At 48.6% G+C, this 15,065-nt stretch carries 13 protein-coding genes and 1 other annotated feature (1 of these 14 running past the window's edge); of the genes, 2 read left to right on the plus strand and 11 right to left on the minus strand.

The features are described from left to right. Nucleotides 1–278 precede the first annotated feature (278 nt). The 9 genes from WDY75_RS19580 to leuC form a co-directional block, all read right to left on the minus strand. Nucleotides 279–560 carry a hypothetical protein gene (locus WDY75_RS19580; protein WP_006209564.1) on the minus strand — a complete coding sequence of 94 codons (282 nt, stop codon included), beginning with the start codon at nt 558–560 and terminating at the stop codon, nt 279–281. A 234-nt stretch (nt 561–794) separates the two neighbouring features. Continuing rightward, on the minus strand, nt 795–1,481 hold the full coding sequence (nth, locus tag WDY75_RS19585; protein WP_006209563.1) for an endonuclease III: 687 nt from the start codon (nt 1,479–1,481) through the stop codon (nt 795–797). Between the two features lie 85 nt (nt 1,482–1,566). Then, the gene (locus WDY75_RS19590; protein ID WP_006209562.1) at nt 1,567–4,296 is read right to left on the minus strand and encodes an S-layer homology domain-containing protein; all 2,730 of its coding nucleotides are present in this window, start codon (nt 4,294–4,296) and stop codon (nt 1,567–1,569) included. Between the two features lie 78 nt (nt 4,297–4,374). Continuing rightward, nucleotides 4,375–4,959, minus strand: coding sequence for a GerMN domain-containing protein (locus WDY75_RS19595; protein WP_063479207.1), 585 nt, complete (start codon nt 4,957–4,959; stop codon nt 4,375–4,377). A 40-nt stretch (nt 4,960–4,999) separates the two neighbouring features. Beyond that, complete coding sequence (locus WDY75_RS19600; protein WP_006209560.1) at nt 5,000–6,385, minus strand: N-acetylmuramoyl-L-alanine amidase family protein; 1,386 nt, start codon at nt 6,383–6,385, stop codon at nt 5,000–5,002. 201 nt (nt 6,386–6,586) lie between these two features. After that, nucleotides 6,587–7,270: a GerMN domain-containing protein gene (locus WDY75_RS19605; RefSeq protein ID WP_006209559.1), complete on the minus strand. Its 684-nt coding sequence runs from the start codon at nt 7,268–7,270 to the stop codon at nt 6,587–6,589. A gap of 40 nt (nt 7,271–7,310) precedes the next feature. Continuing rightward, nucleotides 7,311–8,750 carry an N-acetylmuramoyl-L-alanine amidase family protein gene (locus tag WDY75_RS19610; protein WP_040680543.1) on the minus strand — a complete coding sequence of 480 codons (1,440 nt, stop codon included), beginning with the start codon at nt 8,748–8,750 and terminating at the stop codon, nt 7,311–7,313. A gap of 242 nt (nt 8,751–8,992) precedes the next feature. Then, nucleotides 8,993–9,595, minus strand: a complete 603-nt coding sequence (gene leuD, locus WDY75_RS19615; RefSeq protein WP_036636936.1) for a 3-isopropylmalate dehydratase small subunit — start codon at nt 9,593–9,595, stop codon at nt 8,993–8,995. A 20-nt stretch (nt 9,596–9,615) separates the two neighbouring features. Then, nucleotides 9,616–11,040 (minus strand): 3-isopropylmalate dehydratase large subunit, encoded by a 1,425-nt coding sequence (leuC, locus tag WDY75_RS19620; protein ID WP_063479788.1) that lies wholly within the window; start codon nt 11,038–11,040, stop codon nt 9,616–9,618. Between the two features lie 182 nt (nt 11,041–11,222). Between leuC and WDY75_RS19625 the strand changes: the two genes are divergently transcribed. After that, nucleotides 11,223–12,155 carry a LysR family transcriptional regulator gene (locus tag WDY75_RS19625; protein ID WP_063479206.1) on the plus strand — a complete coding sequence of 311 codons (933 nt, stop codon included), beginning with the start codon at nt 11,223–11,225 and terminating at the stop codon, nt 12,153–12,155. A gap of 120 nt (nt 12,156–12,275) precedes the next feature. Here the strand turns inward: WDY75_RS19625 and WDY75_RS19630 are convergent, their stop codons facing one another. Both WDY75_RS19630 and WDY75_RS19635 read right to left on the minus strand, forming a co-directional pair. After that, nucleotides 12,276–12,461 (minus strand): hypothetical protein, encoded by a 186-nt coding sequence (locus WDY75_RS19630; protein WP_036636931.1) that lies wholly within the window; start codon nt 12,459–12,461, stop codon nt 12,276–12,278. Between the two features lie 93 nt (nt 12,462–12,554). Beyond that, nucleotides 12,555–13,367, minus strand: a complete 813-nt coding sequence (locus WDY75_RS19635; RefSeq protein WP_063479205.1) for a carbon-nitrogen family hydrolase — start codon at nt 13,365–13,367, stop codon at nt 12,555–12,557. Nucleotides 13,368–13,622: 255 nt separating this feature from the next. Between WDY75_RS19635 and WDY75_RS19640 the strand changes: the two genes are divergently transcribed. Continuing rightward, nucleotides 13,623–14,816: a pyridoxal phosphate-dependent aminotransferase gene (locus WDY75_RS19640; RefSeq protein WP_063479204.1), complete on the plus strand. Its 1,194-nt coding sequence runs from the start codon at nt 13,623–13,625 to the stop codon at nt 14,814–14,816. Nucleotides 14,817–14,879: 63 nt separating this feature from the next. Beyond that, nucleotides 14,880–15,065, plus strand: a binding site (T-box leader) (it continues 28 nt past the right edge of the window).

Consider the following 15,065-nt stretch of genomic DNA (forward strand, 5'->3'; position numbering starts at 1 on the left):
ATTGATCTCTCAATCTCTGACACAAATGATTCACATCATTTTATTTTATCACCGCTTGCTTCGTAAAGGAATCATTGCATTTTGATCCGGAGCCCATTCTTGCAAAATCACACTTCCAAGTATATGCAAAATGGCAGGCCAAGGAAGATATCTCTTCCTTGCCTGCCATTTGTCCAAAGACCATTACGACTGACGCAAACAGGAAACATGAAGTTGCATTCTTGTTCCATGCTAGTGCCAGGATATCCAATATTTTAAAACATTAAAATGGGAAGCTCTTAAGATACAACGGTATTTTCTTCGGCCGGAATCAAAATTTCAAATACATTCCCGTGCTGAAGAATAGTCAGACCGCGTGATTTATCGCGCATAACAACCACTTCCGGCTTTTGCGACATACGCTCCAAATAATGCTCCGGAGCATCCCCGGAGTGGCTGAACGTAACACCTTCAACTTCTTGTTCTTCGTTTTCGCTCAGTTGGCTTTGGCTCTCCACCACATGTTCAAAAATATCCGAGAACAATTCAAAATTGTCGGTGTAAACAGAGATGCATTTCATGTGTAATCCCATCCTCTTTTAAATTTGGCTCATGCTGATTCAGGTTGCCGTCCTCTCCCGATTTGCGAAGAAGTCAATCCCGTTCACTGTTATTTCCAGATTTCCATTCGCTTTTGGGGCTGAGATAGAAATCCGGAGACAAAGGCGAGCGATATTCTAACTTAAAGATCTCGTCTGCTTCGCTGGCAGTTCGAAGGCGTTCATCACACCGAATCGGCTGAACTTCTTTTTTGTCTATTTCTTGCTGATTTTCGTTTGTTCCTTATTCTTCCTGACTGCTGAGGTTTTCATACGCTTCTTTCCTTCGCGGCAAACATCCAGCAGAGGGCACACCTGACATTGCGGATTTTGGGCTTTACAGTGATACCTTCCGAAAAAAATAATGCGATGATGTGTCAGCGTCCATTCCTCACGCGGCACCCGCTTCATCAGCTTTTTCTCCACTTCCAGCACGGAATCTTTCCAGCCGGCCAGTCCCAGACGCTTGGATACCCTTTCCACATGCGTATCAACCGCAATAGCAGGTACACCAAAAGCATTGGAGACCACGACGTTGGCTGTTTTACGTCCTACGCCCGGTAATTTGACCAGCTCATCATGAGCTTCCGGTACCTCACCGCCATACTGCTCGATCAGAATACTGCACAGATTCTGAATATGTTTGGCCTTGTTGCGATACAAGCCGATCCGTCTAATATCCTGTTCAAGTTCCTCAATCGGGACAGATACATAATCCAAAGGTGTTTTGTATTTCTGAAACAGATCCTTGGTCACTTTATTCACCGTTTCATCCGTGCACTGCGCGGATAGCAGCACGGCGATGGTCAGCTCAAACGCATTGCTGTGAACCAGCTCGCAATGTGCATCTGGGAACATGCTCTCCATCGTATCCAGAATATGCCGCACCGTTGCCGCATTCATATGAATTCCCTCCCGCAAAAAAAAATCTTGATGCGGAAATCCCCGCATCAAGACGGTGTTTCTCGAGCAATCCCAAGTAGATAATCTACTGTTTTACGATCTCTACAACGACACCGTTGTTTAAGTACAGTACAATATTATCATTTTCCTTGAGGGATTGCACGGACAAAGTAGTGTCACCTTGATGAACAAATACTTTATCAGATAATGCATACCGGAAATTATCGTTAATCGATTTACGCTTCACTTGAATTTCCGAGTTGTTCGCCAGCCAGAATGCACGTTCAAGTTTCTCCATGACGTTCACGATGGTGACGCCTTGAATGTCCTTGCGGATCTCTACGCGATCGCCGGAGACCAACGTGCTCAAATTCGTTGCCGTAGAACCATTCTTAACAACTTTTACACCGCCGCTTACACCCAGTGTCTGAGTGTTGCCGGAATGATCCTTCACTGTCAGCATATTACCGGAAGTATCTATACCCGTAACTTCACCAAGGGTCAATTTGACTTCGGCAACGGCAACGGCCGTTGTACCTTGAAGTGTGATATTAACAAGTGTTCCGGGACGCAGATCTGCAAGCAGGATCGCTTGTCCACTGTCTCCCGTCAAGGTAGCCTTGTCGGTATAAATATCGCTTGTAGTGCCCCCCGATTTTACACGAATTCGGTTCTTCGAAGGCTCCGTAAAGACAACCTCAAATTGAGCCGAAGTTTTGAGCTTTAAGCTCTGCAAGTAGTCCTGGTTGGTTGACAACTGGGCCGACACTTCGTCACCCACACGTACATCGGCCAGGGACGCATTCGATTTTCCGAAGATATCCACAATCAGAGCACTGTTATATGGTATCTCTTCCACTTTGCCATTCGCAGACAGAATGGAAATGATTTTCTTGGACGTGTTGATACTGCTGATTTTGCCTTCAACTTTGTAAACCACTTCTAATGACAGCGCGCGGGTTCCAATCAAGGTCACACTCACTTTGCGCCCTGCGCCAAGCAGCGGCTCCACTTTGTCAAGCGTCGTTCCGTTGCTAGATTCCAGCTTTGTCTTGTCATCCAGGATAATGACTCTAGGCTGGTTGTTGGCATCCTTGACCGTCAGCCAATGCGTCTTCGAATCATAGTTTACAATGGTGACCGCGTCCAGTTGCTCCATCTGACGCCCGGTCACTTCGATCTTGGTGATTCTCTCCTCACCATTGATGGTAAGTGTCACTTGATCGCCGGATACCGAATCAGCCAACAAATCGGACAACACCGGCTTTACTACGCCGCTCATAATGATCTCAGGCTTCTCCGCCAAGAACTTCGTTTCGAGCTGTGTGCTTCCGCTGCGCTTGTAGGTGATGGTCTTTCCGTTATCTTCAACGGAATACAATGTCGCTTGCACGGTTCGATCGACGCTTTGCGTAACCTCGAGCGATTGCAAGATGCTGTTTTTCACGGTGAAGTTCACGGTGAAACCCGTTTTCAGCTCAGCCGGCGTCAGGATTTGATTCTGGTAACGAATCACCGTTGCATCATCCCACGTGTACGAATCCTCATAACCGGTGCTATCCTTGAGCGTTACTTTTTTGTTTGCCGTGTCAACGTTCTGAACTACGCCAGCTCCAGTCTTGTTAACCAGGCCGCTCTTCACGCGAATAGCCACGATTTTCTTCTGCGGACTGTAGGTTTCACGCTCAATGGTAAGCAGGCTGCCTGCTGCCAATGTTTTCGGATCAATTTTGTTGCCGTTCTGATCCAGGAATACGGTGGTTGTTTCGTAGCTTAGCTCCTCAAAGGTACTGCCTGTATCCAGCCAAATCACGTTGTTGGGCGACAACCTTGCATAGGTGCGGTCGAACCGCTCCACCTGTTGGGTTGCGTCCGTAATTTCTACATAGGCAGCCGTACCGTTATTAACAACCACCACGGCTTGTGTATACGGATTGATATCTGAGAATTGCAATCTCTTCTCGGAATCGGATGCAAAGTATGCCGTGGAAGCATCCAGCTTGAACGAATTCAGCTTGCCATCCGCATACAGCTCCAATTTACCGTTCTCAAGAGAAGCAATGGAGCCTTTGTATTGATTCTCATAATTGGTCGTAATGTAGGCTTGTGCCCGGCTGAAGAACGTTGCAAGCTGGGCACGAGTCACAGCCCCCTGCGGATCGAACTTGTTGCCGGCGAGCCCTTTGGCAAGCCCCAGCTCAACCGCTACATTAACATAGCCCAGACGGTCGGGGGTTATTTTGGCGTTATCCGCAAAGCCTGTCGCTTTATTTTTGGCTGCATTGGCCTCCGTGGTACGTCCAATGGAACGGACAAGCACTTCGGTTATCCATTCGCGGGATGCTTTCTGCGCGCCCCAAATGACTTTCTGATCCGTATAACCGGATTCCTTTTGCTTGTCGAGCAGGTTTTGCTGAAAAGCCAGTTCAACATATTTCGTAAAATAGTCATTCACTTTAATATTTGTCGGTAATGTCGCAGCACCGCTGCTTAATTGATTCTGCATGTTTAAAAACCGGATCGCCATCGTTACAGCTTCCTGCTGTGTTACGGGATCATTCGGACGGAATTTTCCGTTATTCCCGGTTACGATCCCTTGTGCCGCCAATTGATAAATGTACTTCTCTCCCCAGTAACCGGAACTAACATCACTGAATACATTAATGGCCGATTGGGCTGCATTTGCTGTTGGTGCGTTTGCCGTTTCTTCATCTGCCGAGACGATCGAAGCCCCGCCTCCGAATGCTATAAGTCCGGCCATGACGGCGGAGACCACTTTTTTGGAATGAACATGTTTGCTGTGTCTAAGTACCATTTTCTTTCCCCTCTCAATAACTACTGCTTCATCATATACTAATATTCGACAGCAGAACGTGATCTCCTTCAACCATCATTACCGAGTCATAGGATTTTCCAAATCGACATGCCCCATCAACGATTCGGCCTGCTGACCATCTACCAGGAGCTGAAGTGATTTGACTTCGTCGAATTGGAAAAAGGTTTTCTTGATCGCATGGACAGCAAATGACTCTCCTCCTGCTCCCAAGTTGGCTTCATCAGGAACCGTAACGTCGATCGTCAAAGCCCCGTTTTCGAACTTCACCGAATTCAGCTCGATTTTCTCCCACAAGGGAATCATTTCGGCGTTATCACTTTTTTGGAGAGCCTTGTATGCCGCTTCGTATTTTTCATTGGCTTCTTTATATGAAATATCCGCGGTGCCTTCAACCAACTCCATCAATTCAGGGTCGGTATAGTAGGCTTTGATGCTCTCTGTTTTCACATCCGGTGTGGTCGTTTCATTACCGCCACCCGATCCATTGGAAACTCCGCCGTTCCCTTGTCCTGTTTGATCATCAGGTGCAGGCGTAACTTGCCCCGGTGTATCGTCCGGTGCTGCGCCCGGTTTCTCTCCACAGCCTGCTCCAACCAGCATGACGGCTGCCAATAATCCAACTGACCATATTTTTTTATTCAAAAATAGCCACCTCCTGCAAATCACGATAACTTTCGTATCGTTAATCAACCTTCAAATAATTTTTAATGCCTCTGACAATAGCCGCAGCTACGCGATCCTGCGTCGCGGGATCAAACAGCTTGCTCTCATCGGTTTTGTTGCTCAGGAATCCTACCTCCAACAGAGCACCCGGCATTTTCGTTTCACGAATGACATGGAAATTGCCATATTTCACGCCACGGTCTTTTAAGCCCATGGCTTGAACGATCTCTTTGTGGAGCGCATTCGCCAGCGCTTTGTCAGATTCATTGTAATAATACGTTTCGGTTCCGCTTGCAGTGGAAGGGCCACTATTAGCATGTATCGATATGAAAACATCTGCCTTCAGATCGTTCGCAATCTTCGCGCGATCCTTCAGCTCGAGGAAAGTATCGTTACTGCGAGTCATGACAACTTGGATATTTTTTTCTTTGGCCAACAACTTCTCAACCTTTAACGCCACCGCAAGATTGAAATCTTTTTCCTTCTTCTTGGTTACACCGATTGCACCCGGATCGTGGTCTCCATGACCCGCATCGATAACCACGAGTTTCTTGCCGCCCGTACCCGGATCCGGTGTAGGGTTCGTAGTTGTGTTCAGATCGACAATGAACAGGCCTGATCCGTTCTCTGGGCCTGATACGGTGTAATTTTTGGCGGAGTTCAGATCAATAACGATGCGCACGGTCATCGGATTGCTGTTATACAAGGAGTAGCGGACCATTTTCACATCCGGGTATCCCGAAACCGTCAATTGACCGCTCTTTGTTGCATCATTAAAACTGGCGTTGCTGCTGAATGTATCCGAGAAATTCGTATTCTCCATATCAATGACGATACGATCCGGATTGCTCAATTTAGATACATTCGGCTTGGCATTCCCTGTAACGGCAACCATCAGCCTGTTCTCACTAAAGCTGAGGCCATCCACCGTCGACGTGTTTCCTCCAGGTTGTTCACCAGGATTACTCCCGCCGTTGGATGAAGTAAGGTAGACCGCCTTCTGGGCATTGTCCCATCTAACCTCAAGTCCCATCTGCTCACTTATGAAACGGATCGGAACCAGTGTTGTTCCACCGCGCAGAACGGGTGCTTTGGCCATTTGTACACGCTGGCCGTTAATGTCAGCATACTGGCTCCCAATTACCATCGTTACTTTCTGTGAGCCGTCTTGGACAGTTACCGTCTGACTTGCCTTGTTCCAATTCACGTTATATCCGAGATTTTCGGAAATGACACGGATCGGAACCATGACTGTGCCGTTGTTGTTCTCCACCTTCACGCCAGATGACAGATTGATTTGTTGACCATCCAGGTAAATTTTTGCGCTGTACGAACTCGCATCCGCCATTTTAGGAAACGCAATCATGATGACAACCAGAAACATTAAAAAACCGAACTTCTTCATCCTTCACCCCTACCATCCTATTATTTTGCCATAGATTGGCGTTTCTGCACTCGGCCTGTCCGACATTACCTGACAACCTATAGACGCCGAGTCTGAATGAAAGTTGCGAAATTGTTCCCTTTTTACCATAAAAACACCTATTTCAAAAATCGAAATAGGTGTTTGGACCTTCATATGAAACTTATCGTTAGTTCTTTGTAACTAGTTTCGAGTCATCGGATGTTCAAGCTCTACATGCCCCATCAAACTTTCCGTCTGATTGCCATCAACCAGAAGTTCAAGGGATTTCACTTCATCGAACTGAAAGAAGGTTTTCCGTAAGGCATCAAGCGCAAACATTTCTCCCCCCGCTCCGAGGTTAGCCTCGGCCGGCTTGGTAATGTCCAGCGTCAACGCCCCCTTGTCAAACTTGAGTGAATTCAGAGTGATCTGCTCTGACCACAACGGATTCAGTTCCGCATCGCTGCTCTTTTGAAGTCCTTCAAAGGCTTTTGTATACTTATCCTCTTCATTCGAATACGTAATCTCTTTACTGGCTTCTTTCAAATCGATGATTTCCGGATCCGTATAATAGAGTTTAATATTGGCCTTCTTGGCTTGAGTCTCCGTCGCATTCACGTCCTTCGTATCGGCTGGGGTGCCAGTACCTTCACCAGCCGTATTCTGCGGCGAATTAGTTGTCCCCTCGCTTGCGTTTACGGTTTGCGCTGCTTCGTTAAGATCACCAGTTGCCGCATGATCAGGATCCTCCTGAGGCGTTTGCGCTTGTCCTGATGAAGACTCCGGACTCGTGTCGGCGGGGGCTGCAGCCGGCTTCTGTCCACATCCGGCGCTAAACGCAAGCAGAAGCGCCAGCAATCCTGTCATCCAATATTTTTTGTTCATCGTTTTTGTCCCCCTCTAAGTTCATCAAATCCTGTACAAGTTATTGTACTTTAAGATATTCTTTAATACCCGCTACAATGCCTTGTGCAACACGATTTTGAAAATCGTCATTAAACAACTGGGCTTCGTCACCCTTGTTGCTTAAGAATCCAACCTCAAGCAGGACAGCCGGCATTGTTGTTTCTCTTGTAACATGAAGACTGCTGTATTTAACTCCTCGATCTTTAAGACCCGTCGCTTTTGCCAGATGTTTATGGATCACATTCGCCAAAGATTTGCTTGAATCTCTCGTATAATACGTCTCAGTACCATTTGGACTGCTGGACGGGTTGCTGTTTCCGTGAATGGATACAAATATATCAGCTTTCAAATTATTAGCAATTTTAACGCGATCACTAAGCTCAAGGTGTGAGTCATCGCTGCGAGTCATCACCACATGGATATTTTTCTCCTTTTTCAGCAATGCTTCGACCTTGAGGGAAACGTCCAGATTAAATGCTTTTTCCGTCCTTCCTGAAGGGCTGATCGATCCAGGCTTGATTCCACCATGGCCGGCATCAATAACAACAATCTTCTTGCCGTTACTGTTGACAGGAGGCACAGGCGGTACCAGGATATCCCCCTCAGCGTTCAGATCAACCATGATGATGCCCGATTCATTGGTTACCGCATAGTTTTTAGGTCCTGTCAGATCCAGAACGATGCGCACGGTTGAAGGATTATCGCTGAAGAGTGCATATCGTATGTTGGTCACGTCAGGGGAGTCTGTGACGGCCATATTGCCGCCGCTTTGGACGTTCACGGCATGTCCAGCCAAAAATGAAGCGGAGAATACCGTGTTCGGAAGATCGATAACAATCCGATCTGGTCCGGTTACACTGAACACATTCGGTGCTATGGCACCACCCTCTGTAGCAATCATTAATCGGTTGTCGCTAAAGCTAAGCCCCGTCATCGCTGGCTGGTTACTCGATTCAACAGGTGGTGGCGTCTCGTTTCCTGTATTGTTCTCGTAGCCAGGATCAATCTCCACTTCGGAGACCGGCGGAATGGAACTAGACAGGAATACCGCTTTGGTCTGGTTGTCCCATTTCACATCAAGACCCATCTGCTCACTTACAAACCGAAGCGGCACAAGTGTGGTCTGCCCATTCAGTACGGGTGCCAAATTCAAATCTACCGATGCGCCGTTCAGCTCTGCTTGCGGGCTGCCTACCACCATACGAACCGTCTTCTGGCTATTCTCAACTGTTACGGTTTGACTGGCTTTCTCCCATCCTACCTTGAAGCCGAGATTCTCTGACACTACGCGTATCGGAATCATCACATTACCCTTCATATTGGCTACTTGGACGCCCGAAGACAAATTCAATTGTTGCCCGTCAAGAAAAATAGTTGCGCTTGAAGAACTGGCTTCACCAGTCCTTGGAAACGCCAGCAAGAAGACTATTAACACCATTACAAACCCTAACTTCTTCATGAATCCACCTCGATCATCCCATGATTGAATTTGAAAAGCAAATGAAGCAAAAAAGAGAAGTGCTAAAAGTATGTAAATCAGCATTCCGGCCCAGGTCCAGCCGGACAAATACTGACATAAAACGTTGGTTCCCATCATAACCGCTGCATATTAATTCCATAATACCAAAAAAAACTTCCATTTCCTACACAGGAAATGGAAGTTTAATAATCTTGTAACCTTTTGTAGAGTCATTAGCTAGATTAAGCGAACAGACGGTCCCCATGCTTCTTCTCATAGGCTTCAATTGCACTCTCATGCTGCAGCGTCAAACCGATGTCATCCAAGCCCTGAAGCAGGAATTGGCGGCGATGCTCGTCAAGATCAAAGTCAATATGAAGTCCTTGTTCATCGGTAATCGTTTTGCTCTCCAGATCTACGTTCAGTTTATAGCCTTCCGTGGCATCTGTACGCTGAAACAATTCCTCGACTTGCTCCTCCGACAGTTTGATCGGCAGGATCCCGTTCTTAAAGCAGTTATTGTAGAAAATATCCGCAAACGATGGAGCGATGACAACACGGAAACCGTAGTCCAGGATGGCCCAAGGTGCATGTTCGCGGGAAGATCCGCAGCCAAAGTTGGCGCGGGAGATTAGAACGGTGGATCCCTGATAACGGGGCTGATTCAGCGAGAAGCTGTCGATATTGCCTCCCGCCTCGTCAAAACGCCATTCGTAAAACAAATACTGGCCAAACCCTGTTCGTTCGATCCGTTTCAAAAACTGCTTAGGAATAATGGCGTCTGTATCTACATTCACCCGGTCCACGGGTGCGACAATACCGTTTAGTTTCGTAAATGCTTGCATATATTTCTCCTCCGTCCTTCTTAGCTCACAACTTCTTCTGCTGCAAAGTTCCAGTCACGTACATCCACGAAGCGTCCTTTAACTGCAGCCGCTGCTGCCATTGCCGGCGATACGAGATGCGTTCTGCCGCCACGACCTTGACGTCCTTCGAAGTTACGGTTGGACGTGGAGGCGCAGCGTTGTCCAGGCTTAAGAACATCCGGGTTCATCGCAAGACACATGCTGCAGCCTGCTTCACGCCATTCAAATCCGGCTTCAACAAAAATCTTATCGAGGCCTTCTTTTTCCGCCTGAATCTTCACTCGGCCCGATCCTGGTACAACGATAGCTGTCACATTGCTGGAGACTTTATGGCCTTTTGCAACAGATGCGGCAGCACGCAAGTCCTCAATGCGTCCGTTCGTGCAAGAACCGATAAAGACGTAATCAATCGGAATCTCTGAGATGGGCGTCCCCGGAACAAGGTCCATGTACTCAAGAGCCTTCTCGGCAGCCTTGCGCTCATTCTCGGTCTTGAAATCCGCCGGGTTTGGAACCGCCGAAGAAATGTCAGTACCCATTCCGGGGCTCGTTCCCCAGGTTACTTGAGGGATCAGCGTTTCAACATCGAATTCAACAACCACATCAAACTCGGCGCCTTCGTCTGTCACAAGTTCCTTCCATGTCGCTACCGCAGCATCATAAGCTTCGCCTTGAGGTACATATTGACGTCCGCGCAAGTATTCGAATGTCGTCTCGTCCGGAGCGATCATGCCCGCTCTTGCTCCGCCCTCGATGGACATGTTGCACACGGTCATGCGCTCTTCCATCGACAACTCGCGAATAGCTTCCCCTGTATATTCAATAACATAGCCTGTTGCAAAATCCGTTCCGTACTTCGCGATAACGCCGAGGATCATGTCCTTCGCCGTTACGCCCGGATTGCGATGACCGACAAAACGCACTTCCATCGTCTTTGCTTTTGCCTGCTGCAAGCATTGAGTTGCCATGACATGCTCAACCTCGCTCGTACCGATACCGAACGCAAGCGCACCAAACGCACCGTGGGTGGAGGTATGGCTGTCACCGCATACAATGGTTTTACCTGGATGAGTCAGTCCCAGCTCTGGGCCCATAACGTGCACAACGCCTTGATCAATCGTATCCAGATCGTACAAGGTAACGCCGAAATCCTGACAGTTCTTGGTCAGGGTATCGATTTGCTGCTTCGAGATCGGATCCGTAATGTTGAAGCGATCCTTAGTTGGAACGTTGTGGTCCATCGTCGCAAACGTCAATTCAGGACGTCGAACCTTGCGGCCGCTAAGACGCAGACCTTCAAATGCTTGCGGGGAAGTCACCTCATGCACCAAATGCAGGTCGATGTACAAAATACCCGGCTTGCCTTCTTCCTGATGAATAACGTGGTTATCCCAAATCTTTTCGAACATTGTCTTTTTACTCATCATTATCACCCCATTGTTCATTACGTTCATATGGAAGATCAATACTTGCATTCTTCTTAAAAAGGAAGACCTGCAACGCATCATCTTTACGTTGATAGTAATATAACATTTCCTTCTTCATTGATCCAAGATATAATATCTATAGATGTAATAGGATTCAGCTATAACGGAGTGATATATTTATGGAACTTAGACAACTGCAATATACGCTGCAAATCGCAGCCGATAAAAACTTCTCGCGCGCAGCCGAGAAACTTCATATCGCGCAGCCTTCACTTAGCCAGCAGCTCTCCAAGCTGGAGAAGGAGCTCGGCGTTCTGCTGTTCCAGCGCAATACGAGCAACGTTGAGCTTACCCATGCCGGTGCCAGCTTCGTTGAGCATGCCCAGAAGATTATGGATGCCGTCGAGCAGCTGAAACAGGAAATGTCGGACATTTCCCAGCTCCGCAAAGGCAAAGTCGTCGTTGGCAGCATGCCGATTACAGGTTCTCATCTGCTGCCAAGGGTCCTGCCTGCATTTAAACAGGGCTACCCCGATATTGAAATCACCCTCCTGGAGGATTCCTCCATGAATCTGGAGAAGCTTACCGCCAGCGGCAAAGCCGACCTCAGCCTGCTTGCGCTTCCGCTCTCCGAACCGTCGCTGTCCTGGGTTCCCATCGGTGAGGAAATGATCGATTTGGCCGTGCCTCCGCAGCACCCGCTTGCCCAGCGGGCAACCTCTGATCCTGTCAGGCCGATCACATTGGATGAAATCCGCGATGAAGCCTTCGTCGTGCTCAAGAAAGGCCAGGGCTTCCGAAAGCTTACCCTAGATCTATGCCGGGAAGCCGGTTTTGAGCCGAATATCGTGTTTGAGAGCAGCAACATCGAGACTCTCCAATCTCTTGTTGCTACCGGAATGGGAGTAACGCTGGTGCCTCGATTTATCGCCCGGGCAAAACGAAGCGAGTTTATTCCGGTATACCTGCCGCTCGCCGAGCCGGTTCCGAGCCGCACACTGGTTGTGGCCTATCGCCACGGCCGCTATTTGTCCAAAGCGGCGGATGCGTTTATCGACACCTTCAAGCAGGTCATGGACAACCTTGTGGTTACAAGCGTTCAGGATAAATGATGCCGTAACAAAAAAGAGGCTCTGTACGTGGTCAATGGGGACGGGACTGACCCCATGACCAGGCAGAGCCTCTTTTTTTACAATCAATGAAAGACCGGAAGTCCCATCATGTGTAATCGTCTACTTGCGCAGGTTATGCTTGTCAATCATTCGATTCTGTTCATCTGCGGTGCGAGACTGATCCTGAATCGATTCGTTTTTTCCATTGCTTCCACCGGCTACGTTTTCAACAAAGCTGCGGAACTGCTCTTTCTGTTCTTCTTCCTGCTCATTGTTTCGGCTGTCGAATGGGTTGTTCTCTGCCATGATTCCAAGCCTCCTCTCAGACGGATTACCCATAGTATACCCGCCTCTGCACAGATGAAACTTACATTTTTAGAGGAGAGATCATAGAGCAGGCTATTGAAAGTACAAATTCGGACGACGATCCTCAAACACCGGAATCCGCCCTCTCACTTCATCCGGGAGATTACGATCAAGCGTACCTGTCAGAATGGTTTCCTGCTCATCCCCTTCCGCAATGACCTCGCCCCAAGGATCGATTATCATGGAGTGTCCGAAGAAGTCCGTATCGCCGCTGGTTCCTACACGATTGCAGGCAACCACGTACATTTGATTCTCGATCGCTCTTGCCATAAGCAGGGTTCTCCAGTGATGCAGGCGCGGATGAGGCCACTCCGCAGGCACAAACAGCACTTGAGCGCCGCCTAGGGCAAGAGTGCGTGATAGTTCCGGAAACCGGATATCGTAACATATAGACGCGCCTGCCTTGATTCCATCCAGATCAAAGGCTACGGTATGCTGGCCTGCTTGCAAATGCTTCTCTTCGTCCATCAGGCGAAACAGATGGATTTTGGAATATTTAGCGACCTGCTCCCCGTTCCGATTGAACACATACATGCTGTTATAGATTTCATTGTCCACTCTTTCAGCTACAGATCCGCCAACCACTTGAATCCGGTGCCTCCGCGCGAAATCGCTCAGCATGGATGAAGTTTCTTGTCCCATGGGATCGGCCAGCTCTTGAATCCGGTCGAGCGCGTACCCTGTGTTCCACATCTCCGGCAGCACGATCACATCCGGCTTCGTATTGGCGGACGCGGCCTTCTCCATCAATTCCAGCATGTTATTCATATTGGCATTTACGTTGCCTATCTCTATATTCGCTTGTATAAGCGCAATATGTAACTGAGCCTTGGCTGTTTCCGTCATCTTGCAACCTCCTGTTAGTCGGAATGAATCACGTCGGGGAAGCCGGATCTTGTTTTTCAACATGGATCTTGCTTCGTTTTTTTGATTCATCCGATGCTATATGTCCTCATCATAGCCTCCTCAGCCCAGCAACTGCAACACCCAAGCCCCATTTCCCTCTATACACCCCTGATAAATCGTGTTAAATTAATCCTAATTGTTTTCAAGACCCCAATCGATTCGAGCGTAAATAGATAACGGAGTGATGAACCTGCGATGAACAGAAAATTAAAAGATTTCCATATAGAGCCGGCTGAGATCATGTCCCAGCTGCCTACGCAATTTTTCGCCACCTTGGTCTCCAAGGTAAACCGCCAGGTTGCGTTAGGACACGATGTGATTAATCTCGGCCAAGGGAATCCCGATCAACCCACACCGCCACATATCGTATCCAGTCTTAAGGAAGCGTCGGACAATCCGCAGTTCCACAAATATTCGCCATTTACCGGCTTCTCCTTCCTGAAGGAAGCCATTGCGCACCGGTACAAGGAGGACTATAACGTGGACCTGGATCCGGAAACCGAGGTAGCGATTCTGTTTGGAGGAAAAACCGGGCTCGTGCAGCTGCCGCAAATCCTGCTTAATCCGGGCGATGTTTGCCTTGTCCCGGACCCCGGTTACCCGGATTACTGGTCGGGCGTAGCACTGGCCAGGGCGCAGATGACATTCATGCCGTTAACCGAAGACCATCAGTTTCTGCCTGATTATGATGCAATAACACCTGCAGACAGGGAAAAGGCGAAACTCATGTTTTTGAATTATCCCAATAATCCAACATCCGCGGTTGCACCATTATCGTTCTACGAGGATACGGTGGCTTTTGCCGCAGAACACGGCATTGCGGTTGCCAGTGATTTTGCCTATGGTGCCATTGGATTTGATGGCAAGCGTCCGGTCAGCTTTTTGCAGGCAGAAGGCGCCAAAGAAGTTGGCGTAGAATTCTACACGCTCTCCAAGACCTACAACATGGCCGGATGGCGAGTCGGCTTTGCCCTGGGGAACATGAAGATTATTTCACTGATCAACCAGATGCAGGATCATATCTATGTCAGCCTGTTTGGCGGCATCCAGGCAGCAGCGGCTACAGCCCTTACCTCATCGCAAAACTGCGTCGAGCAGCTTGTAGCCCGTTACGAATCAAGACGGGACGCCTTCTATGGCGCCCTTGCGGAAATCGGCTGGGCAGCCCAGAAACCGCCGGGTTCCTTCTTCAGCTGGCTGCCCGTTCCGAAAGGCTATACGTCGGTAGCCTTTGCCGACTTGCTGCTGGAGGAAGCCAAGGTAGCGGTTGCGCCTGGCGTCGGCTTTGGAGACCATGGTGAGGGGTATGTCCGCGTTGGCCTGTTGAGCAGCGAAGACAGAATGCGGGAAGCCGCTTACCGCATTGGCAAGCTTAACCTGTTCGGCTAGCCTATTTCCTTTTGAAAAAACAAAAACGATGTGCTATTCTTGCAGTAACAATCGAATGCAGTTTCAAACGCGAAGACGGGACCAGTACGAAAGCATACGGTACGATAAAGAGAGCAAATTCCATGGGCTGAAAGAATTTGCCGTGACCTCCTTTCCGAATCCTACCCCCGAGCGGCCTGGCTTGCCAGGACAGTGCCTTCTGTTACAGGGCTAAAGCCGGATGAGCTGCGCTCATCAACAAAGGTGGTA

Origin of the sequence: Paenibacillus glucanolyticus (genome assembly GCF_037333485.1) — a bacterium.
GTDB classification, from domain to species: domain Bacteria; phylum Bacillota; class Bacilli; order Paenibacillales; family Paenibacillaceae; genus Paenibacillus_AQ; species Paenibacillus_AQ glucanolyticus.